This is a genomic window from Streptococcus sp. Marseille-Q5855 (assembly GCF_946901985.1).
Lineage (GTDB): Bacteria > Bacillota > Bacilli > Lactobacillales > Streptococcaceae > Streptococcus.
In genome coordinates this window covers 122,744-143,614 of sequence record NZ_CAMPPR010000003.1, presented here as the reverse complement: position 1 = coordinate 143,614, position 20,871 = coordinate 122,744, and the positions used below count along the sequence as shown (strand labels likewise).

The window sequence follows — 20,871 nt, the reverse complement described above, 5'->3', positions numbered from 1 at the left end:
AAAAAATCATGCCAAAACAAAAAACACACCGCGCATCAGCTAAACGTTTCAAACGTACAGGTTCTGGTGGACTTAAACGTTTCCGTGCTTACACTTCTCACCGTTTCCACGGAAAAACTAAGAAACAACGTCGTCATCTTCGTAAAGCATCTATGGTGCATTCAGGAGATTACAAACGTATCAAAGCAATGCTTACTCGCTTGAAATAATAGCTTGACTGTAAGTAAACAATTCTAGGAAATATTTGGAGGAAATAAAACATGGCACGTGTTAAAGGTGGCGTTGTATCACGCAAACGTCGTAAACGTATTCTTAAATTAGCAAAAGGTTACTATGGAGCTAAACACATCTTGTTCCGTACTGCAAAAGAACAAGTAATGAACTCTTACTACTATGCATACCGTGACCGTCGTCAGAAAAAACGTGACTTCCGCAAATTGTGGATCACTCGTATCAACGCGGCAGCTCGTATGAACGGACTTTCATACTCACAATTGATGCATGGTTTGAAATTGGCTGAGATCGAAGTTAACCGTAAAATGCTTGCGGACTTGGCTGTTAACGATGCAGCAGCTTTCACAGCTCTTGCAGATGCAGCTAAAGCAAAACTTGGTAAATAATAACAGATAAGACTGGAACAGGATTGTCCCAGTCTTTTTAAAAATAAAGGAGAAAAAAATGGCTTCAAAAATGCTACACACTTGCTTGCGAGTAGAAAATCTTGAAAAATCAATCGCATTTTATCAAGATGCTTTTGGTTTTAAAGAATTGCGTCGCAGAGATTTTCCAGACCATGCCTTCACGATTGTCTATCTAGGACTTGAGGATGACGACTATGAATTGGAGTTGACTTATAACTACGATCACGGTCCTTATGTGGTTGGAGATGGCTTTGCCCATATCGCCCTCAGTACACCTGATCTTGAAGCTCTTCATCAAGAGCACAGTGCCAAAGGCTATGAAGTAACTGAACCAAATGGTCTACCAGGAACTGCACCTAACTATTACTTTGTCAAAGACCCTGATGGATACAAGGTCAAAGTCATTCGTGAAAAATAATCACGTGAAGTCAAGTAGAATGTTCGTTTTCTACTTGACTTTTTTTAGCTGAAAGAGTATACTAATAAAAATTTAACCTTTAAGGGGAGTCCAGAGAGACTCACAAGGTGTCAGATAAAAGAATAGTGCAATTTTCTAGAGGAGACTTTTTGAGTGTGCTCTCTTCTGTTGTACGATTTTAACTGAGGCCTTGCACTAGCAAGGTCTTTTCTTTGTCTGGTCCCCTTAAAATTTAAGGAGGAAAAGTCATGAATCCCACATGTAAGAAACGTTTGGGTGCGATTCGATTGGAAACCATGAAGGTGGTTTCACAGGAGGAAATCGCGCCAAAAATCTTTGAATTAGTCCTAGAAGGGGAAATGGTTGAAGCTATGCGAGCAGGCCAATTTCTTCATCTGCGTGTGCCTGATGACGCCCATCTTTTGCGCCGTCCTATTTCAATTTCGTCTATCGATAAGGTTAAGAAGCAGTGTCATCTCATTTATCGGATTGAGGGAGCTGGGACAGCTATTTTCTCAACCTTAAGTCAGGGGGATACTCTTGACGTGATGGGGCCTCAGGGAAATGGTTTTGACTTGTCTAATCTTGATGAGCAGAGCCAGGTTCTCCTTGTTGGTGGGGGGATTGGTGTTCCGCCCTTGCTTGAGGTGGCCAAGGAATTGCATGAGCGTGGTGTGAAAGTAGTGACAGTCCTAGGATTTGCTAATAAGGCTGCTGTTATTCTTGAAAAGGAATTAGCCCAATATGGGCAGGTCTTTGTAACGACAGATGATGGTTCTTATGGTGTCAAGGGAAATGTTTCCGTTGTTATCAATGATTTAGACAATCAATTTGATGCTGTTTACTCATGTGGGGCTCCAGGAATGATGAAGTATATCAATCAAACCTTTTATGACCACCCAAGAGCCTATCTATCTCTGGAATCTCGTATGGCTTGTGGGATGGGGGCTTGCTATGCCTGCGTCCTAAAAGTGCCAGAAAGCGAGACGGTCAGCCAACGTGTCTGTGAAGATGGCCCTGTTTTCCGCACAGGAACAGTTGTATTATAAGGAGAAAATTATGACTACAAATCGTTTACAAGTTTCTCTACCTGGCTTGGATTTGAAAAATCCGATTATTCCAGCATCAGGCTGTTTTGGCTTTGGTCAAGAGTATGCCAAGTATTATGATTTAGACCTTTTAGGTTCTATTATGATCAAGGCGACAACCCTTGAACCACGTTTTGGGAATCCAACTCCAAGGGTGGCAGAAACACCTGCTGGCATGCTCAATGCAATTGGCTTGCAAAATCCTGGTTTAGAGGTTGTTTTGGCTGAAAAGCTACCGTGGCTGGAAAGAGAATATCCAAATCTTCCTATTATTGCCAATGTAGCTGGTTTTTCAAAACAAGAGTATGCGGCTGTTTCTCATGGTATTTCCAAGGCAGCTAATGTGAAGGCTATTGAGCTCAATATTTCTTGTCCTAACGTAGATCACTGTAATCATGGACTCTTGATTGGTCAAGATCCAGATTTAGCTTATGATGTGGTGAAAGCAGCTGTGGAAGCCTCTGATGTGCCAGTTTATGTCAAATTAACCCCTAGTGTGACAGATATCGTCACCGTCGCAAAAGCTGCAGAAGATGCAGGAGCAAGTGGCTTGACCATGATTAATACTCTGGTTGGTATGCGCTTTGATCTCAAAACCAGAAAACCAATCTTGGCCAATGGAACGGGTGGAATGTCAGGTCCAGCAGTCTTTCCAGTAGCTCTTAAACTCATCCGCCAAGTCGCCCTAACAACAGACCTGCCTATTATTGGAATGGGAGGAATGGATTCGGCAGAAGCTGCACTAGAAATGTATCTGGCTGGAGCATCTGCTATTGGAGTTGGAACAGCTAACTTTACTAATCCATATGCTTGTCCTGATATTATTGAAAATCTGCCAAAAGTCATGGACAAATACGGCATCAGCAGTCTAGAAAATCTACGCAAGGAAGTAAAAGAGTCTCTGAGGTAAACTGCAATCAATCTGTTCTTGATTTTTTATGAGTTTGTAATGTTGATTATAGAGAATTTTGATATAATGAAATGAGTAAGAACAGAGGAAGAAGGTTAATGAAGAAAGTAAGATTTATTTTTTTAGCCCTGCTATTTTTCTTAGCCAGACCAGAGGGTGTAATGGCTAGCGATGGTACTTGGCAAGGAAAACAATACCTGAAAGCAGATGGCAGTCAAGCAGCCAATGAGTGGGTTTTTGATGCTCACTATCAATCTTGGTTTTATATAAAAGCAGATGCCAACTATGCTGAAAATGAATGGCTGAAGCAAGGTGACAACTATTTTTACCTCAAATCTGGTGGCTATATGGCCAAGTCAGAATGGGTAGAAGACAAGGGAGCCTTCTATTATCTTGACCAAAATGGAAAGATGAAAAGAAATGCTTGGGTAGGTACTTCCTATGTCGGTGCATCAGGTGCCAAGGTAATAGAAGACTGGGTCTATGATTCTCAATACGACACTTGGTTTTATATCAAAGCAGATGGACAGCACGCAGAGAAAGAATGGCTCCAAATCAAAGGGAAGGACTATTATTTTAAATCTGGTGGTTATCTACTGACAAGTAAGTGGATTGAGAAGGCTTATGTGAATGCCACTGGTGCCAAAGTACAGCAAGGTTGGCTTTTTGACAAACAATACCAATCTTGGTTTTACATCAAAGCAAATGGAAATCATGCTGATAAAGAATGGATTTTCGAGAATGGTCACTATTATTATCTAAAATCCGGTGGCTATATGGCAGCAAATGAATGGATTTGGGATAAGGAATCTTGGTTTTATCTCAAATCTGATGGGAAAATGACTGAGAAAGAATGGCTATACGATGCTAAAAGTCAAGCTTGGTACTACTTCAAATCTGGTGGCTACATGGCGAAAAATGAGACAGTAGATGGTTATCAGCTTGGAAGCGATGGTAAATGGCTTGGAGAAAAAGCTACAAACGAAAATGCTGCTTATTATCAAGTAGTTCCTGTCACAGCAAATGTTTATAATGCAGATGGTGAAAAGCTTTCCTATATATCGCAAGGTAGTGTCGTCTGGCTAGATAAGGATAGAAAAAGTGATGACAAGCGCTTGGCTATTACTGTTTCTGGTTTGTCAGGATATATGAAAACAGAAGATTTACAAGCACTAGATGCTAGCAAGGATTTTATCCCTTATTATGAGAGTGATGGCCACCGTTTTTATCACTATGTGGCTCAGAATGCTAGTATTCCAGTAGCTTCTCATATTTCTGATATGGAAGTAGGCAAGAAATATTATTCGGCAGATGGGCTGCATTTTGATGGTTTTAAGCTTGAGAATCTCTTCCTTTTCAAAGATTTAACAGAGGCTACAAACTATAGTCCTGAAGACTTGGATAAGGTATTTAGTCTGTTGAATATTGACAATAGTCTCTTGGAAAATAAGGGATCTACCTTTAAGGAAGCTGAAGAACATTACCATATCAATGCCCTCTATCTCCTTGCCCATAGTGCTTTAGAAAGTGATTGGGGACGAAGTAAGATTGCTAAAGATAAGAATAATTTCTTTGGAATTACAGCCTATGATACGACACCTTACCTTTCTGCCAAGACATTTGATGATGTGGATAAGGGAATTTTAGGTGCAACCAAGTGGATTAAGGAAAATTATATCGATAGGGGCAGAACTTTCCTTGGAAATAAGGCGTCTGGTATGAATGTTGAATATGCCTCAGACCCTTATTGGGGCGAAAAAATTGCTAGTGTGATGATGAAAATCAATGAGAAACTAGGTGGTAAAGATTAGTCTTATTATTGGATATGATTTGAGTGAATAGTATGTTAAAAATCCTGATTTCAAGTAAAATCAGGATTTTTTCATGGATGCGATTTTTTCTGGGTCTGGTGTAACACGGAGGGTCTTTTGTCCTGTGTAAGTGACAAAGCCGGGTTTGCCACCAGTTGGTTTGTTAAGTTTCTTGACCTCGATCATATCTACCTGAACCAGATTTGACAGGCGAGCTTGCGAGAAGTAGGCGGCTAGCTCTGCTGCGTCTGTCTTGACTTCATCAGATGGGTCTAGGTTGCCTGAGATGACAACATGGCTTCCAGGAATGTCCTTGGCATGGAACCAAAGTTCCTCCTTGCGGGCCATTTTAAAGGTTAGTTCCTCATTTTGCAGGTTATTGCGGCCAACATAGATGATGGTTTTGCCATCGCTGGCCAGATATTGTTCTGGTTTTTTGCGTTTCTGGATTTTCTCCCGTTGTCTTCTGCGGATAAAACCTGTTTGAATCAATTCTTCACGGATTTCAGCGATTTCTTCTAGTCCTGCTTGGTTGAGGACGGTTTCCACACTTTCCAGATAGAGAATGGTTGCCTTAGTTTCTTCAATCAAATCAGTCAAGTATTTGACAGCTTCTTTGAGTTTCTGGTACCGTTTAAAATAGCGTTGGGCATTCTGGTTGGGAGTCAAGGCTTTATCAAGCGCAATCGTGATAGGTTGGTTGGTGTAGTAGTTGTCCAGGATAACCTGATCTTGGTCGTTAGGCACTTGGTGGAGGAAGGTTGTCAGCAATTCCCCTTTTTGGCGAAATTCTTCAGCATTGTCTGTCGCCAGTAACTCTTTTTCTTGCTTTTGCAGTTTGTGGCGGTTTTTCTGAAGTTCGTTTTCAACACGACGAATGAGTTCACTGGCTTGCTGTTTGACGCGGTCGCGCTCAGCCTTATCCTTATAGTAGGTGTCCAACAAATCAGAAAGACTAGCAAAAGGCTCTCCCACCTGATTTGCAAAAGGAACTGGACTGAAGGATGTCTCTGTCAAGCAGGGTTTGGTTTCTTGATTGAAAAAGTTTCGGAAAGTAGATAGTTTATCACTAATCAGTATCCTTTCCAATTCATTTGCCGTATCGCGTCCCAGACCTTGAAAGAGGCTTTGAAGATTTTTAGCTGTCGTTTCCTGTGTTTGTAGGATTTCAAAGAGCTTTTCATTCTTGATAGTAAAAGGATTGAGAGATTCCGTACTTGGCGGAGCGATGTAGGTAGACCCAGGAAGCAAGGTGCGGTAGCTATTTTGTGAAAAGCCAACGTGTTTAATGACTTCGAGGATTTTATGACTGCTTTTATCGACCAGTAGAATATTACTGTGTTTACCCATAATCTCGATAATCAAGGTAGCCTGGATATGGTCTCCAATCTCGTTTTTATTGGAAACTGTCATTTCCACAATACGGTCATTTTCCACTTGCTCAATAGACTCAATCAGGGCACCCTGCAAATACTTTCTCAAAACCATGATAAAGGTAGAAGGTTGGGCTGGGTTTTCAAAAGTCGTTTGGGTCAGCTGAATGCGTCCAAAAACAGGATGGGCAGAAAGGAGCAGGCGATGACTTTGGCGATTGCTGCGGATTTGCAAGACCAACTCTTGTTCAAAAGGTTGATTGATTTTCTGGATGCGACCATTCACTAACTCTCTTCGCAATTCCTCAACCATGTGGTGTAAAAAAAATCCGTCAAATGACATCGTTCTCTCCTTGTGATTGTATTCCATAGTATTATATCAAAAAGGTAGAATAAAATCATGGAAATGTGGTATAATAAAGCCAAGTAAAGAGAAACGAGAAGCACATGTATATTGAAATGGTAGATGAAACTGGTCAAGTTTCAAAAGAAATGTTGCAACAAACCCAAGAAATTTTGGAATTTGCAGCCCAAAAATTAGGAAAAGAGGACAAGGAGATGGCAGTTACCTTTGTGACCAATGAGCGTAGTCATGAACTCAATCTGGAGTACCGTGACACAGACCGTCCGACAGATGTTATCAGCCTTGAATACAAGCCAGAGTTGGAAATTGCCTTTGCCGAGGAAGATTTGCTTGAAAATCCGGAATTGGCAGAGATGATGTCTGAGTTTGATGCCTATATTGGGGAACTGTTCATCTCTATTGATAAGGCTCATGAGCAGGCCGAGGAATACGGTCACAGCTTTGAGCGTGAGATGGGCTTCTTGGCAGTACACGGCTTTTTACATATCAACGGCTATGATCACTACACTTCGGAAGAAGAAGCGGAGATGTTCGGTTTACAAGAAGAAATTTTGACAGCCTATGGACTCACAAGACAATAAACGAAAATGGAAAAATCGTGACCTGATATCCAGTTTAGAATTTGCCATCACAGGGATTTTTACTGCTAGCAAGGAAGAACGCAATATGCGAAAACATGCCGTGACGGCTCTAGTGGTCATCCTTGCAGGTTTTGTTTTTCAGGTGTCACGAATCGAATGGCTCTTTCTCTTATTGAGCATTTTCTTGGTAGTAGCCTTTGAAATTATCAACTCTGCTATTGAAAATGTGGTGGATTTGGCCAGTCACTATCACTTTTCCATGCTGGCTAAAAATGCCAAGGATATGGCAGCTGGCGCGGTATTAGTGGTCTCTCTTTTCGCAGCCTTAACAGGCGCATTGATTTTTCTCCCACGAATCTGGGATTTATTATTTTAAACAGTAAGAGGAAATTATGACTTTTAAATCAGGCTTTGTAGCCATTTTAGGACGTCCCAATGTTGGGAAGTCAACTTTTTTAAATCATGTCATGGGGCAAAAGATTGCCATCATGAGTGACAAGGCGCAGACAACGCGCAACAAAATCATGGGAATTTACACGACTGATAAGGAACAAATCGTCTTTATCGACACACCAGGGATTCACAAACCTAAAACGGCCCTTGGAGATTTCATGGTCGAATCCGCCTACAGCACCCTTCGTGAAGTGGATACTGTTCTTTTTATGGTGCCTGCGGATGAAGCGCGTGGTAAGGGGGACGATATGATTATCGAGCGTCTTAAGGCTGCCAAGATTCCTGTTATTCTGGTGGTGAATAAAATCGATAAGGTTCACCCAGACCAGCTTTTGTCTCAGATTGATGATTTCCGTAATCAGATGGACTTTAAGGAAATCGTTCCAATCTCAGCCCTTCAGGGGAATAACGTGTCTCGTCTAGTGGATATTTTGAGTGAAAATCTGGATGAAGGATTCCAATATTTCCCAGCTGACCAAATCACAGACCATCCAGAACGCTTCTTAGTATCAGAGATGGTTCGCGAGAAAGTCTTGCACCTAACTCGTGAAGAAATTCCGCATTCTGTTGCAGTAGTAGTGGATTCTATGAAACGAGATGAAGAGACAGACAAGGTTCACATCCGTGCAACCATCATGGTCGAGCGCGATAGTCAGAAAGGGATTATCATCGGTAAAGGTGGCGCTATGCTTAAGAAAATTGGTAGCATGGCCCGTCGTGATATTGAACTCATGCTAGGAGACAAGGTTTTCCTAGAAACCTGGGTCAAGGTCAAGAAAAACTGGCGCGATAAAAAGCTAGATTTGGCTGACTTTGGCTATAATGAAAAAGAATACTAAGTAGAGGTGGGCTCATGCCTGCTTCTTGTTTTTACAGAAGGAGGACGTATGCCTGAATTACCTGAGGTTGAAACCGTTCGTCGTGGTTTAGAAAAATTGATTCTGGGTAAGAAGATTTCGAGTGTAGAAATTCGCTATACCAAGATGATTAAGACAGATTTGGACGAGTTTCAAAAGGAGGTGCCTGGTCAGATTATTGAGTCAATGGAACGTCGGGGCAAATATTTGCTTTTTTACCTGACAGACAAGGTCTTGATTTCCCATTTGCGCATGGAAGGCAAGTATTTTTATTATCCGTATCAGGTTCCCGAACGCAAGCATGCCCATGTTTTCTTTCAGTTTGAGGACGGTGGCACGCTTGTTTATGAGGATGTTCGCAAGTTTGGTACTATGGAACTCTTGGAGCCTGATCTTTTAGACGCCTACTTTATTTCTAAAAAATTAGGGCCTGAACCAACAGACCAGGACTTTGATTTAGAGAATTTTATAGGTGCCCTGAAGAAATCTAAAAAGCCTATCAAATCCCATCTCCTAGACCAGACCTTGGTAGCTGGACTTGGCAATATCTATGTGGATGAGGTTCTCTGGCGAGCTCAGGTTCATCCGGCAAGACCTTCCCAGACTTTGACAGCAGCAGAAACGACAGCCATTCATGACCAAACCATTGCTATTTTGGGCCAGGCCGTTGAAAAAGGTGGTTCGACCATTCGGACCTATACCAATGCCTTTGGGGAAGATGGAACCATGCAGGATTTTCATCAGGTCTATGACAAGGCTGGTCAAGAGTGTTCACGCTGTGGGACAGTGATTGAGAAAATCCAACTAGGCGGACGTGGAACCCACTTTTGTCCTCAGTGCCAAAGGAGGGGCTGATGGGAAAAATCATCGGAATCACTGGGGGAATTGCCTCTGGTAAGTCAACCGTGACAAATTTTCTAAGAAAGCAAGGCTTTCAAGTAGTGGATGCCGACGCAGCCGTCCACCAACTACAGAAACCTGGTGGTCGTCTGTTTGAAGCTCTAGTCCAGCACTTTGGTCAAAAAATTATCTTAGAAAATGGAGAACTCAATCGCCCTCTCCTAGCTAGTCTTATCTTTTCAAATCCTGAGGAACGGGAATGGTCTAGGATAACTCAAGGAGAGATTATCCGTGAGGAACTAGCTACGTTGAGAGATCAGTTTGCTCAGACAGAAGAGATTTTTTTCATGGATATCCCCTTACTTTTTGAGCAGAACTACGTCTCTTGGTTTGATGAGACTTGGTTGGTCTATGTGGACCGAGATGTCCAAGTAGAACGCTTAATGAAAAGGGACCACTTGTCCAAAGATGAAGCTGAGTTTCGTCTGGCAGCCCAGTGGCCTTTAGAGAAAAAGAAAGATTTGGCCAGTTATGTTCTAGATAACAATGGAAATCAGGACCAGCTTCTTACTCAGGTGTTCTCCCTGCTTGAGGGAGGTAAGCAAGATGACAGAGATTAACTGGAAGGATAATCTGCGCATTGCCTGGTTTGGTAATTTTCTGACAGGAGCCAGTATTTCTTTGGTAGTGCCCTTTATGCCCATCTTTGTGGAAAATTTAGGTGTAGGGAGTGATCAAGCTGCTTTTTACGCAGGTTTAGCTATTTCTGTCTCTGCCATTTCTGCAGCACTTTTCTCTCCTATCTGGGGCATCCTTGCTGATAAATACGGTCGAAAACCCATGATGATTCGTGCTGGTCTGGCCATGACTATCACTATGGGAGGCTTGGCCTTTGTGCCAAATATCTATTGGTTAATCTTTCTTCGTTTACTGAATGGTGTATTTGCGGGTTTTGTTCCCAATGCAACGGCCTTGATAGCCAGTCAGGTTCCAAAGGAGAAATCAGGCTCTGCCTTAGGTACTTTGTCTACTGGCGTAGTTGCAGGTACTCTAACTGGTCCCTTTATCGGGGGATTTATCGCAGAATTATTTGGTATTCGTACAGTTTTCTTACTGGTTGGTAGTTTTCTGTTTTTAGCTGCTGTTTTGACTATTTGCTTTATCAAGGAAGATTTTCAACCAGTAGCCAAGGAAAAGGCCATCCCAACAAGGGAATTATTTACATCAGTTAAATATCCCTATCTTTTGGCCAACCTCTTTCTGACCAGTTTTGTCATCCAATTTTCAGCCCAATCAATCGGCCCTATCTTAGCTCTGTATGTACGCGACTTAGGGCAGACAGAGAATCTTCTTTTTGTCTCTGGTTTGATTGTGTCCAGTATGGGCTTTTCCAGTATGATGAGTGCAGGAGTTATGGGAAAGCTAGGTGACAAGGTGGGCAATCATCGTCTCTTGGTTGTCGCCCAGTTTTATTCAATCATCATCTATCTCCTCTGTGCCAATGCCTCTAGCCCGCTTCAACTAGGACTCTATCGATTCCTCTTTGGATTGGGAACCGGAGCCTTGATTCCCGGAGTTAATGCCCTTCTCAGCAAGATGACGCCCAAAGCTGGTATTTCGAGGGTCTTTGCCTTTAATCAGGTATTCTTTTATCTGGGAGGTGTCGTTGGGCCTATGGCAGGTTCAGCAGTAGCAGGTCAATTTGGCTACCATGCAGTCTTTTATGCGACAAGCCTTTGTGTTGCCTTTAGTTGTCTCTTTAACCTGCTTCAATTTCGAACATTATTAAAAGTAAAGGAAATCTAGTGCGAGTAAAAATTAATCTCAAATGCTCCTCTTGTGGCAGTATCAATTACCTAACCAGTAAAAATTCAAAAACCCATCCAGACAAGATCGAGGTTTTAAAGTATTGTCCTAAGGAAAGAAAAGTAACCCTACATCTTGAATCTAAGTAGATTTTATGGTAAAATAATAGGGATTTTAAGGAGTTTGATATGTATAACCTATTATTAACCATTTTATTAGTATTATCTGTTGTGATTGTGATTGCGATTTTCATGCAACCAACCAAAAATCAGTCCAGCAATGTATTTGATGCCAGCTCAGGTGATTTGTTTGAACGCAGTAAAGCACGCGGTTTCGAAGCTGTAATGCAGCGTTTGACAGGGATTTTAGTCTTTTTCTGGCTAGCCATTGCCTTAGCATTGACGGTATTGTCAAGTAGATAAGAAAATAATGGGCAGGACTAGGTCTTTGCCTCTTTTTATTTTTAAAGGATGTTTAAGAAGGTTTTGCAGTAAAAGAAAAGAAAAAATCTAGAAAGAAAATATGAAAGATAGAATAAAAGAATATTTACAAGACAAGGGAAAGGTAACTGTCAATGACTTGGCTCAGGCTTTGGGAAAAGACGGTTCCAAGGATTTTCGTGAGTTGATTAAAACCTTGTCCCTAATGGAAAGAAAGCACCAGATTCGCTTTGAAGAAGATGGAAGTCTGACCTTAGAAGTCAAGAAAAAACATGAGATTACTCTCAAGGGGATTTTTCATGCCCATAAAAATGGCTTTGGCTTTGTTAGTATGGAAGACGAGGAGGACGACCTTTTTGTAGGAAAAAACGATGTCAACTATGCTATTGATGGTGATACCGTTGAGGTCATCATCAAGAAAGTCGCTGACCGCAACAAGGGAACAGCTGCCGAAGCCAAAATTATTGATATCTTAGAACACAGTTTGACAACTGTTGTCGGCCAAATCGTTCTAGATCAGGAAAAGCCTAAGTATGCTGGCTACATCCGTTCGAAAAATCAGAAAATCAGTCAACCGATATATGTTAAGAAACCAGCCCTTAAACTGGAGGGAACAGAAGTTCTCAAGGTCTTTATCGATAAATACCCAAGTAAGAAACATGATTTCTTTGTTGCGAGTGTACTCGATGTGGTTGGGCACTCAACAGATGTCGGAATTGATGTCCTTGAGGTTTTGGAGTCTATGGACATTGTATCAGAGTTTCCAGAAGCTGTTGTCAAGGAAGCAGAAAGTGTGCCTGATGTTCCGTCTCAAAAAGATACGGAAGGTCGTCTGGACTTGAGAGATGAGATTACCTTTACCATTGATGGTGCTGACGCCAAGGACTTGGACGACGCAGTTCACATCAAGCCTATGAAAAATGGCAATCTGGAACTCGGAGTTCACATCGCAGATGTTTCCTACTATGTAACCGAGAGTTCTGCCCTTGACAAGGAAGCCCTTAACCGCGCGACTTCAGTCTATGTAACAGACCGAGTGGTTCCAATGCTTCCAGAACGACTGTCAAATGGCATCTGTTCTCTCAATCCTCAAGTTGACCGCCTGACACAATCTGCCATCATGGAGATTGATAAACATGGTCGTGTGGTTAATTACACTATTACACAAACAGTTATCAAGACAAGCTATCGGATGACATATAGTGATGTCAATGACATCCTAGCTGGAGACAAGGAAAAGAGACAAGAATATCAGAAAATTGTTCCAAGTATCGAACTCATGGCCAAGCTCCATGAAAGGCTAGAAAACATGCGTGTGAAACGTGGAGCCCTCAATTTCGATACCAACGAAGCCAAGATTTTAGTGGATAAACAGGGCAAGCCTGTTGATATCGTTCTTCGTCAGCGTGGTGTTGCTGAGCGCATGATTGAGTCCTTTATGTTGATGGCCAATGAAACAGTTGCCGAGCATTTTAGCAAGCTGGATTTGCCTTTCATCTATCGAATTCACGAGGAGCCTAAGGCTGAAAAGGTTCAAAAGTTTATTGATTATGCTTCGAGTTTTGGCTTGCGCATTTATGGAACTGCCAGTGAGATTAGCCAGGAGGCTCTCCAAGACATCATGCGTGCTGTTGAGGGAGAACCTTATGCAGATGTATTGTCCATGATGCTTCTTCGCTCTATGCAGCAGGCTCGCTATTCTGAGCACAATCACGGCCACTATGGATTAGCGGCTGACTATTACACTCACTTTACTAGTCCGATTCGTCGTTATCCAGACCTTCTTGTTCACCGTATGATTCGGGATTACGACCGTTCTAAGGAAATAGCCGAGCATTTTGAACAAGTAATTCCAGAGATTGCGACCCAGTCTTCCAACCGTGAGCGTCGTGCTATTGAGGCTGAGCGTGAAGTCGAAGCCATGAAAAAGGCTGAGTACATGGAAGAATACGTGGGCGAAGAGTACGATGCGGTTGTGTCTAGCATCGTTAAATTCGGTCTCTTTGTTGAATTGCCAAACACAGTTGAAGGCTTGATTCACATCACTAATCTACCTGAATTTTATCATTTCAATGAGCGGGATTTGACTCTTCGTGGGGAAAAATCGGGGACAACCTTCCGTGTAGGTCAGCAGATTCGCATTCGCGTTGAAAGAGCTGATAAGATGACGGGTGAAATTGACTTCTCTTATATTCCAAGTGAGTTTGATGTGATCGAAAAAGGCTTGAAACAGTCTAGTCGCAATGATAGAGGGCGTGGTTCAAGTCGTCGTTCAGATAAGAAAGAAGACAAGATAAAATCAGGACGCTCAAATGATAAGCGCAAGCATTCACAAAAAGACAAGAAGAAAAAAGGAAAGAACCCTTTTTATAAGGAAGTAGCTAAGAAAGGAGCCAAACATGGCAAAGGGCGAGGGAAAGGTCGTCGCACAAAATAAAAAGGCGCGCCACGACTATACTATCGTAGATACGCTAGAGGCAGGGATGGTCCTGACTGGAACTGAAATCAAGAGTGTGAGAGCAGCTCGAATCAATCTAAAGGATGGCTTTGCCCAAGTAAAAAATGGAGAAGTCTGGTTGAGCAATGTTCATATCGCGCCTTACGAAGAGGGCAATATCTGGAACCAAGAACCAGAACGTCGTCGTAAACTCCTGCTCCATAAAAAGCAAATCCAAAAGTTGGAACAAGAGACCAAAGGGACAGGAATGACGCTGGTTCCTCTTAAAGTCTATATCAAAGATGGTTATGCCAAGCTCCTTTTAGGTTTAGCTAAAGGGAAGCATGACTATGATAAGCGGGAGTCAATCAAACGACGTGAGCAAAACCGCGACATTGCGCGCGTGATGAAAGCTGTTAATCAGCGATAAAAAGAGGAAATGAAGATGGAAAAACTAGTTGCCTATAAACGTATGCCCTTGTGGAATAAAGAAACCATGCCAGAGGCTGTTCAGCAGAAACACAATACCAAGGTTGGGACTTGGGGCAAGATTACTGTTTTAAAAGGAGCTCTCAAGTTTATTGAATTGACAGAGGATGGTGAGGTTCTAGCTGAGCATCTCTTTGAAGCGGGGGCTGACAATCCCATGGCACAACCACAAGCTTGGCACCGAGTGGAGGCTGTAACAGACGATGTGGAATGGTATTTGGAGTTTTATTGTAAACCTGAGGATTATTTTCCTAAGAAATACAATACCAATCCGGTTCATTCAGAGGTCCTAGAGGCTATGCAGACAGTAAAACCAGGGAAAGCCTTGGATTTGGGCTGTGGTCAAGGTCGTAATTCTCTCTTTCTAGCCCAGCAAGGTTTTGATGTGACAGCTGTGGATCAAAATGAACTGGCCCTTGAAATCTTGCAAAGCATTGTGGAGCAAGAAGGCCTGAACATGCCTGTTGGTCTTTACGATATCAATTCAGCCAGCATTGGGCAAGAATATGATTTTATCGTTTCAACAGTTGTTTTGATGTTTTTGCAAGCGGACCGCATTCCTGCAATTATCAAAAATATGCAGGAGCATACCACGGTCGGTGGCTATAATCTTATCGTTTGTGCTATGGATACGGAAGATTACCCTTGCTCTGTGAACTTCCCATTTACCTTTAAAGAAGGGGAATTGGCAGACTATTACAAGGACTGGGAATTGGTTAAGTACAATGAAAATCCTGGTCATTTGCACCGTCGTGACGAAAATGGCAATCGCATTCAACTACGCTTTGCGACCATGCTAGCTAAGAAAATCAAGTAAACATACATGAAGATTAGGAATTTTTCTGATCTTTTTTCTTTTTTACGAATAGATAAGATAGAAGAATTGACAAAAATACGCATTATAAGTATAATTTTAGATAGAAAGGTGACCATAAATGCCAATCACAGGTAATGAAATGGTAAAATTAGCTCTTGCAAATGGATGGATTGAAGTTCGTAAGAGAGGAAGTCATCATCATTTTAAGAAAGAAGGGGTTCCCTATCTTGTCACTATTCCAGTTCACGGTAATGAGGATCTAGGAAAAGGTTTAGAGAGAAAAATATTAAAAGATTTGGGATTATAGTTGATTTGGAAATTGTGGAGGTGTATTATGCTAAAATCTTATCCTGCTATTTTTCATAAAGAAGGTACTGGATACTGGATTGAATTTCCGGAGTTTGGAGGTGGGACAGAGGGAGCAACGATTGAACTTGCAATGAAAAATGCTCGGGAAATGCTTGAGAGTGTTTTAGCTTCTTATATTGATGAAGGACTGGCTCTGCCTACTCCTAGTGACATTGCTGAGTTGAAAGCTCCTGATGGATTTGTGACTTTGATTCAGGTCAATCCCTTGCCTTTCGTAAAGAATAATAAAGCGATTCGAAAAAATGTTACGGTTCCAGAGTGGCTAGTCAGACTTGCAGATCGTGAGAAAGTGAACTATTCTGAAGTTTTGACACAAGCTCTTGAAAGTCGCTTGCAACTCTAAAATTATAGAGTGATGAAGATTAGGAAATTTCCTGATCTTTTTTCTTTTTTTACGAATAATATAGAAAAGGAGGGAAATCATGTTTGTTGCGAGAGATGCTAGGGGAGAATTGGTAAATGTGTTAGAGGATAAGCTTGAGAAGCAGGCATACACCTGCCCAGCTTGTGGAGGTCAGCTCCGTTTGCGTCAAGGACCAAGTGTCCGAACCCATTTTGCCCACAAATCCCTAAAAGACTGTGATTACTCCTTTGAAAATGAAAGCCCAGAACACTTGGAAAATAAGGAAGTCCTCTATCACTGGTTGAAAAAAGAGGCAGAGGTGCAATTAGAATACCCTCTTCCAGAGCTTAAACAGATTGCGGATGTGTTTGTAAATGGCAATCTAGCTTTAGAGGTTCAATGTAGTCCCTTGCCTCAAAAAGTTCTTAAAGAGCGTAGTGAGGGTTATCGTAGTCAGGGTTACCAAGTACTGTGGCTGCTGGGGGAAAAACTTTGGCTCAAGGAGCGTTTGACTCGTCTGCAAGAAGGGTTTCTCTATTTCAGTCAAAACATGGGCTTTTATGTTTGGGAATTAGACAGTGAAAAACAAGTTTTAAGACTCAAATACCTGATTCACCAGGATCTCCGTGGCAAACTCCATTATCAAATCAAGGAATTTCCCTATGGTCAAGCTAGTCTACTGGAGATATTACGTCTTCCCTATAAGAAACAAAAAATATCTAGTTTTAGTGTTTCTCAGGATAAGGACATCTGTCGTTATATCCGGCAACAACTCTATTATCAAAATCCTATTTGGATGAAAGAACAAGCAGAAGCCTATCAAAAGGGGGAAAATCTCCTGACTTATGGGCTAAAAGAATGGTATCCACAAATTCGACTATTAGTAGGTGAGTTTTGCCAAATTGAACAAGATTTGACCAGCTATTATCAGTATTTTCAAACCTATTACCAAAAAAATCCTCAAAATGATTGGCAAAAGCTTTATCCACCAGCCTTTTATCAGCAATATTTCTTAAAAAATATGGTAGAATAGAAAGGATGGAGGAATCTAATGGTATTACAAAGACATGAAATAAATGAAAAAGATACATGGGATCTATCAACGATTTACCCAACTGACCAGGCTTGGGAAGAAGCCTTAAAAGAGTTAACAGAAGAATTGGAGACAGTGGCCCAGTATGAAGGTCATCTCTTGGATAGTGCGGATAGCCTATTCGAAATCACTGAATTTTCTCTTGAAATGGAGCGCCAGATGGAGAAGCTTTACGTTTATGCTCATATGAAAAATGACCAGGATACACGTGAAGCCAAGTATCAAGAGTACTACGCCAAGGCAATGACTCTTTACAGCCAACTAGACCAAGCCTTTTCATTCTATGAACCTGAATTTATGGAGATTAGTGAGAAGCAGTATGCTGACTTTTTAGAGACTCAACCAAAATTGCAGGTTTATCAACACTATTTTGACAAGCTTTTACAAGGCAAGGATCACGTTCTTTCACAACGTGAAGAAGAACTATTGGCTGGAGCTGGAGAAATTTTTGGTTCGGCAAGTGAAACCTTCGCTATCTTGGACAATGCGGATATTGTTTTCCCTTATGTTCTTGACGATGATGGTAAAGAAGTTCAGCTCTCTCATGGGACATATACACGTTTGATGGAGTCTAAAAATCGTGAGGTGCGTCGTGGTGCCTATCAAGCCCTTTATGCGACTTATCAACAATTCCAACACACCTATGCCAAAACCTTGCAAACCAATGTTAAGGTGCAAAATTACCGTGCTAAAGTTCGCAACTACAAGAGTGCTCGTCATGCAGCCCTCGCAGCGAATTTTGTTCCAGAAAGTGTTTATGACAATTTGGTAGCAGCAGTTCGCAAGCATTTGCCCCTCTTGCATCGTTACCTTGAGCTTCGTTCAAAAATCTTGGGAATTTCAGATCTCAAGATGTACGATGTCTACACACCACTTTCATCTGTTGAATATAGTTTTACCTACCAAGAAGCCTTGAAAAAGGCAGAAGATGCCTTGGCAGTCTTGGGTGAGGATTACTTGAGCCGTGTTAAACGTGCCTTCAGCGAGCGTTGGATTGATGTTTACGAAAACCAAGGCAAGCGTTCAGGGGCCTACTCTGGTGGCTCTTACGATACCAATGCCTTCATGCTTCTTAACTGGCAGGACAATCTAGACAATCTCTTTACTCTTGTTCATGAAACAGGTCACAGTATGCATTCAAGCTATACTCGTGAAACGCAACCTTATGTTTACGGAGATTACTCTATCTTCTTGGCTGAGATTGCCTCAACGACCAATGAAAATATTTTGACGGAGAAATTATTGGAAGAAGTGGAAGACGACGCAACACGCTTTGCTATTCTTAATAATTTCTTAGATGGTTTCCGTGGGACAGTTTTCCGCCAAACTCAATTTGCTGAGTTTGAACACGCAATTCACCAAGCGGATCAAAATGGTGAAGTCTTGACAAGCGATTTCCTAAATAAACTTTACGCAGACTTGAATCAAGAGTATTATGGTTTGAGTAAGGAAGACAATCCTGAAATCCAATACGAGTGGGCACGTATTCCACACTTCTACTATAACTACTATGTATACCAATATTCAACAGGCTTTGCAGCAGCCTCAGCCTTGGCTGAAAAGATTGTCCATGGTAGTCAAGAAGATCGTGACCGCTATATCGATTACCTTAAGGCAGGTAAGTCTGACTATCCACTTAATGTCATGAGAAAAGCTGGTGTTGATATGGAGAAGGAAGACTATCTCAACGATGCCTTTGCAGTCTTTGAACGTCGTTTGAATGAGTTTGAAGCCCTTGTTGAAAAATTGGGATTGGCATAAGATGGTTGAATCGTATAGTAAAAATGCTAACCATAACATGCGTCGCCCTGTTGTCAAGGAAGAAATTGTGGACTTGATGCGTCAGCGTCAAAAGCAAGTCACAGGATCTTTGAAAGAATTGGAAGACTTTGCCCGCAAGGAAAATATTCCCATTATTCCCCATGAGACGGTTGCTTATTTCCGTTTTCTCATGGAAATCATGCAACCTAAAAACATTCTGGAAATTGGGACGGCTATCGGTTTTTCAGCCCTTTTGATGGCTGAACATGCGCCAAATGCCAAGATTACAACCATTGACCGCAATCCAGAGATGATTGGTTTTGCCAAGGAAAATTTTGCCCAGTTTGACAGTCGTAAGCAAATCACACTCCTAGAAGGAGATGCGGTAGATGTCTTATCTACCTTGACAGAGTCCTATGATTTCGTCTTTATGGACTCTGCCAAATCTAAATACATCGTCTTTCTACCAGAAATCCTCAAACATTTGGAAGTCGGTGGTGTGGTTGTCTTGGATGATATTTTCCAAGGTGGTGATGTTGCTAAGGATATTATGGAAGTCCGTCGTGGTCAGCGAACTATTTACAGAGGACTTCAAAGACTATTTGATGCAACCTTAGACAATCCAGGACTCACCGCAACATTAGTACCTCTGGGAGACGGCATTCTCATGCTTCGTAAAAATGTAGCAGATGTTCAATTGCCTGACAGCGAATGATTTTCAGAAAAATTTAAGAAAATATAGTAAAATAGATAGAGTAACACTTATCTCAAAGGAGTAGACATGAAGAAAAAACTATTGGCAGGTGCCATTACATTATTATCAGTAGCAACTTTAGCAGCTTGTTCGAAAGGGTCAGAAGGAGCAGATCTTATCAGCATGAAAGGGGATGTCATCACAGAACATCAATTTTATGAGCAAGTGAAAAGCAACCCTTCAGCCCAACAAGTCTTGTTAAATATGACCATCCAAAAAGTTTTTGAAAAACAATATGGCTCAGAGCTTGATGATAAAGAGGTTGATGATACTATTGCCGAAGAAGAAAAACAATATGGCGAAAACTACCAACGTGTCTTGTCACAAGCAGGTATGACGATTGAAACACGTAAAGCTCAAATTCGTACAAGTAAATTAGTTGAGTTGGCAGTTAAGAAGGCAGCAGAAGCTGAACTGACAGATGATGCTTACAAGAAGGCCTTTGACGACTATACTCCAGATGTAACGGCTCAAATCATCCGTCTTGATAATGAAGATAAGGCCAAAGAAGTTCTCGAAAAAGCCAAGGCAGAAGGTGCTGACTTTGCCCAATTAGCCAAAGATAACTCAACTGATGAGAAAACTAAAGCGAATGGTGGAGAAATCACCTTTGATTCTGCTTCAACAGAAGTACCGGAACAAGTTAAAAAAGCTGCTTTTGCTTTAGATGTAAACGGCGTTTCTGATGTGATTACAGCAACTGGCACACAAGCCTACAGTAGCCAATATTACATTGTAAAACTCATTAAGAAAACAGAAAAATCATCTAATATCGATGACTACAAAGAAAAATTAAAAACTGTTATCTTGACTCAAAAACAAAATGATTCAACATTTGTTCAAAGCATTATCGGAAAAGAATTACAAGCAGCTAATATCAAGGTTAAGGACCAAGCCTTCCAAAATATCTTTACCCAATATATTGGTGGCGGAGATTCAAGCTCAAGCAGTTCATCAAAAGAATAGTCCAAATCAATGAGTCAGGGAAAAAACTCGACTTCAGGAAAAATGAAGTAAATCTTCCCACAATAAAACGCATAGTACAAGGTTTTCAATACCTGATATTATGCGTTTTTTGATTTTCAAGACTTTTTGACCAGCCTCATTTTTTAACTTGCTACTCAGTGAAAAGCAAAGATTAAACTAGAAAGCTAGCTGTAGGTTTCTCAAAGAACAGCTTTGAGGTTGCAGATAAGTCTTATGAGGTCACCAACATATATAATGTG

The 20,871-nt window shown here is 41.4% G+C and carries 24 protein-coding genes; 23 read left to right on the top strand and 1 reads right to left on the bottom strand.

Translation table 11 applies throughout. The features are described from left to right. The first annotated feature begins 8 nt into the window (after positions 1–8). The 6 genes from rpmI to OC529_RS05030 all read left to right on the top strand — a co-directional run bounded on the left by rpmI (position 9) and on the right by OC529_RS05030 (position 4,868). Positions 9–209, top strand: coding sequence for a 50S ribosomal protein L35 (rpmI, locus tag OC529_RS05055; RefSeq protein ID WP_001125943.1), 201 nt, complete (start codon positions 9–11; stop codon positions 207–209). Positions 210–260: 51 nt separating this feature from the next. After that, a complete protein-coding gene (gene rplT, locus OC529_RS05050; RefSeq protein WP_000124834.1) occupies positions 261–620 on the top strand; it encodes a 50S ribosomal protein L20 in 360 nt (119 codons plus the stop codon). Between the two features lie 58 nt (positions 621–678). Next, positions 679–1,059, top strand: coding sequence for a VOC family protein (locus OC529_RS05045; protein ID WP_262081632.1), 381 nt, complete (start codon positions 679–681; stop codon positions 1,057–1,059). A gap of 248 nt (positions 1,060–1,307) precedes the next feature. After that, on the top strand, positions 1,308–2,108 hold the full coding sequence (locus OC529_RS05040; protein WP_261024517.1) for a dihydroorotate dehydrogenase electron transfer subunit: 801 nt from the start codon (positions 1,308–1,310) through the stop codon (positions 2,106–2,108). Further along, positions 2,071–3,057, top strand: coding sequence for a dihydroorotate dehydrogenase (locus OC529_RS05035; protein WP_261024518.1), 987 nt, complete (start codon positions 2,071–2,073; stop codon positions 3,055–3,057). The genes OC529_RS05040 and OC529_RS05035 overlap by 38 nt, the downstream gene beginning before the upstream one ends. A gap of 98 nt (positions 3,058–3,155) precedes the next feature. Further along, positions 3,156–4,868: a glucosaminidase domain-containing protein gene (locus tag OC529_RS05030; protein ID WP_316043901.1), complete on the top strand. Its 1,713-nt coding sequence runs from the start codon at positions 3,156–3,158 to the stop codon at positions 4,866–4,868. 60 nt (positions 4,869–4,928) lie between these two features. On the opposite strand, the gene pavA is transcribed toward OC529_RS05030, so the two are convergent. Further along, positions 4,929–6,584 carry an Rqc2 family fibronectin-binding protein PavA gene (gene pavA, locus OC529_RS05025; RefSeq protein WP_262081630.1) on the bottom strand — a complete coding sequence of 552 codons (1,656 nt, stop codon included), beginning with the start codon at positions 6,582–6,584 and terminating at the stop codon, positions 4,929–4,931. Positions 6,585–6,688: 104 nt separating this feature from the next. On the opposite strand from pavA, the gene ybeY reads away from it, so the two are divergent. The 17 genes from ybeY (at position 6,689) to prsA (ending at position 20,611) form a co-directional block, all read left to right on the top strand. Further along, positions 6,689–7,186 carry an rRNA maturation RNase YbeY gene (gene ybeY / locus OC529_RS05020; protein WP_173218283.1) on the top strand — a complete coding sequence of 166 codons (498 nt, stop codon included), beginning with the start codon at positions 6,689–6,691 and terminating at the stop codon, positions 7,184–7,186. Next, the gene (locus OC529_RS05015; RefSeq protein ID WP_173218285.1) at positions 7,167–7,562 is read left to right on the top strand and encodes a diacylglycerol kinase family protein; all 396 of its coding nucleotides are present in this window, start codon (positions 7,167–7,169) and stop codon (positions 7,560–7,562) included. The genes ybeY and OC529_RS05015 overlap by 20 nt, the downstream gene beginning before the upstream one ends. A 16-nt stretch (positions 7,563–7,578) precedes the next feature. After that, positions 7,579–8,478, top strand: coding sequence for a GTPase Era (gene era / locus OC529_RS05010; protein WP_173218287.1), 900 nt, complete (start codon positions 7,579–7,581; stop codon positions 8,476–8,478). Between the two features lie 48 nt (positions 8,479–8,526). Then, entirely contained in the window at positions 8,527–9,351 is an 825-nt protein-coding gene (gene mutM / locus OC529_RS05005) for a DNA-formamidopyrimidine glycosylase (protein WP_173282788.1), read from the top strand. Continuing rightward, positions 9,351–9,956 (top strand): dephospho-CoA kinase, encoded by a 606-nt coding sequence (coaE, locus tag OC529_RS05000; RefSeq protein WP_262081629.1) that lies wholly within the window; start codon positions 9,351–9,353, stop codon positions 9,954–9,956. The genes mutM and coaE overlap by 1 nt, the downstream gene beginning before the upstream one ends. Next, on the top strand, positions 9,943–11,142 hold the full coding sequence (locus OC529_RS04995) for a multidrug efflux MFS transporter (protein ID WP_262081628.1): 1,200 nt from the start codon (positions 9,943–9,945) through the stop codon (positions 11,140–11,142). Before coaE ends, OC529_RS04995 begins: the two co-directional genes overlap by 14 nt. Next, positions 11,142–11,291 (top strand): 50S ribosomal protein L33, encoded by a 150-nt coding sequence (gene rpmG, locus OC529_RS04990; RefSeq protein WP_001809104.1) that lies wholly within the window; start codon positions 11,142–11,144, stop codon positions 11,289–11,291. The genes OC529_RS04995 and rpmG overlap by 1 nt, the downstream gene beginning before the upstream one ends. Positions 11,292–11,330: 39 nt before the next feature. Continuing rightward, on the top strand, positions 11,331–11,564 hold the full coding sequence (gene secG / locus OC529_RS04985) for a preprotein translocase subunit SecG (protein ID WP_000282517.1): 234 nt from the start codon (positions 11,331–11,333) through the stop codon (positions 11,562–11,564). A gap of 100 nt (positions 11,565–11,664) precedes the next feature. Further along, entirely contained in the window at positions 11,665–14,019 is a 2,355-nt protein-coding gene (rnr, locus tag OC529_RS04980) for a ribonuclease R (protein ID WP_262081627.1), read from the top strand. Next, on the top strand, positions 13,982–14,449 hold the full coding sequence (gene smpB, locus OC529_RS04975; RefSeq protein ID WP_001051750.1) for an SsrA-binding protein SmpB: 468 nt from the start codon (positions 13,982–13,984) through the stop codon (positions 14,447–14,449). Before rnr ends, smpB begins: the two co-directional genes overlap by 38 nt. Before the next feature lie 15 nt (positions 14,450–14,464). After that, a complete protein-coding gene (gene tehB / locus OC529_RS04970) occupies positions 14,465–15,325 on the top strand; it encodes an SAM-dependent methyltransferase TehB (RefSeq protein WP_262081626.1) in 861 nt (286 codons plus the stop codon). 118 nt (positions 15,326–15,443) lie between these two features. Continuing rightward, complete coding sequence (locus tag OC529_RS04965; protein WP_262081625.1) at positions 15,444–15,632, top strand: type II toxin-antitoxin system HicA family toxin; 189 nt, start codon at positions 15,444–15,446, stop codon at positions 15,630–15,632. 27 nt (positions 15,633–15,659) lie between these two features. Continuing rightward, entirely contained in the window at positions 15,660–16,037 is a 378-nt protein-coding gene (locus tag OC529_RS04960; protein WP_050252888.1) for a type II toxin-antitoxin system HicB family antitoxin, read from the top strand. 79 nt (positions 16,038–16,116) lie between these two features. Beyond that, positions 16,117–17,070 carry a competence protein CoiA gene (locus tag OC529_RS04955; RefSeq protein WP_262081624.1) on the top strand — a complete coding sequence of 318 codons (954 nt, stop codon included), beginning with the start codon at positions 16,117–16,119 and terminating at the stop codon, positions 17,068–17,070. 18 nt (positions 17,071–17,088) lie between these two features. Further along, positions 17,089–18,891 carry an oligoendopeptidase F gene (gene pepF / locus OC529_RS04950; protein WP_262081623.1) on the top strand — a complete coding sequence of 601 codons (1,803 nt, stop codon included), beginning with the start codon at positions 17,089–17,091 and terminating at the stop codon, positions 18,889–18,891. Between the two features lies 1 nt (position 18,892). After that, entirely contained in the window at positions 18,893–19,606 is a 714-nt protein-coding gene (locus OC529_RS04945) for an O-methyltransferase (RefSeq protein ID WP_262081622.1), read from the top strand. A gap of 66 nt (positions 19,607–19,672) precedes the next feature. Continuing rightward, entirely contained in the window at positions 19,673–20,611 is a 939-nt protein-coding gene (gene prsA, locus OC529_RS04940; RefSeq protein WP_262081621.1) for a peptidylprolyl isomerase PrsA, read from the top strand. The last annotated feature ends 260 nt before the right edge of the window (positions 20,612–20,871 follow it).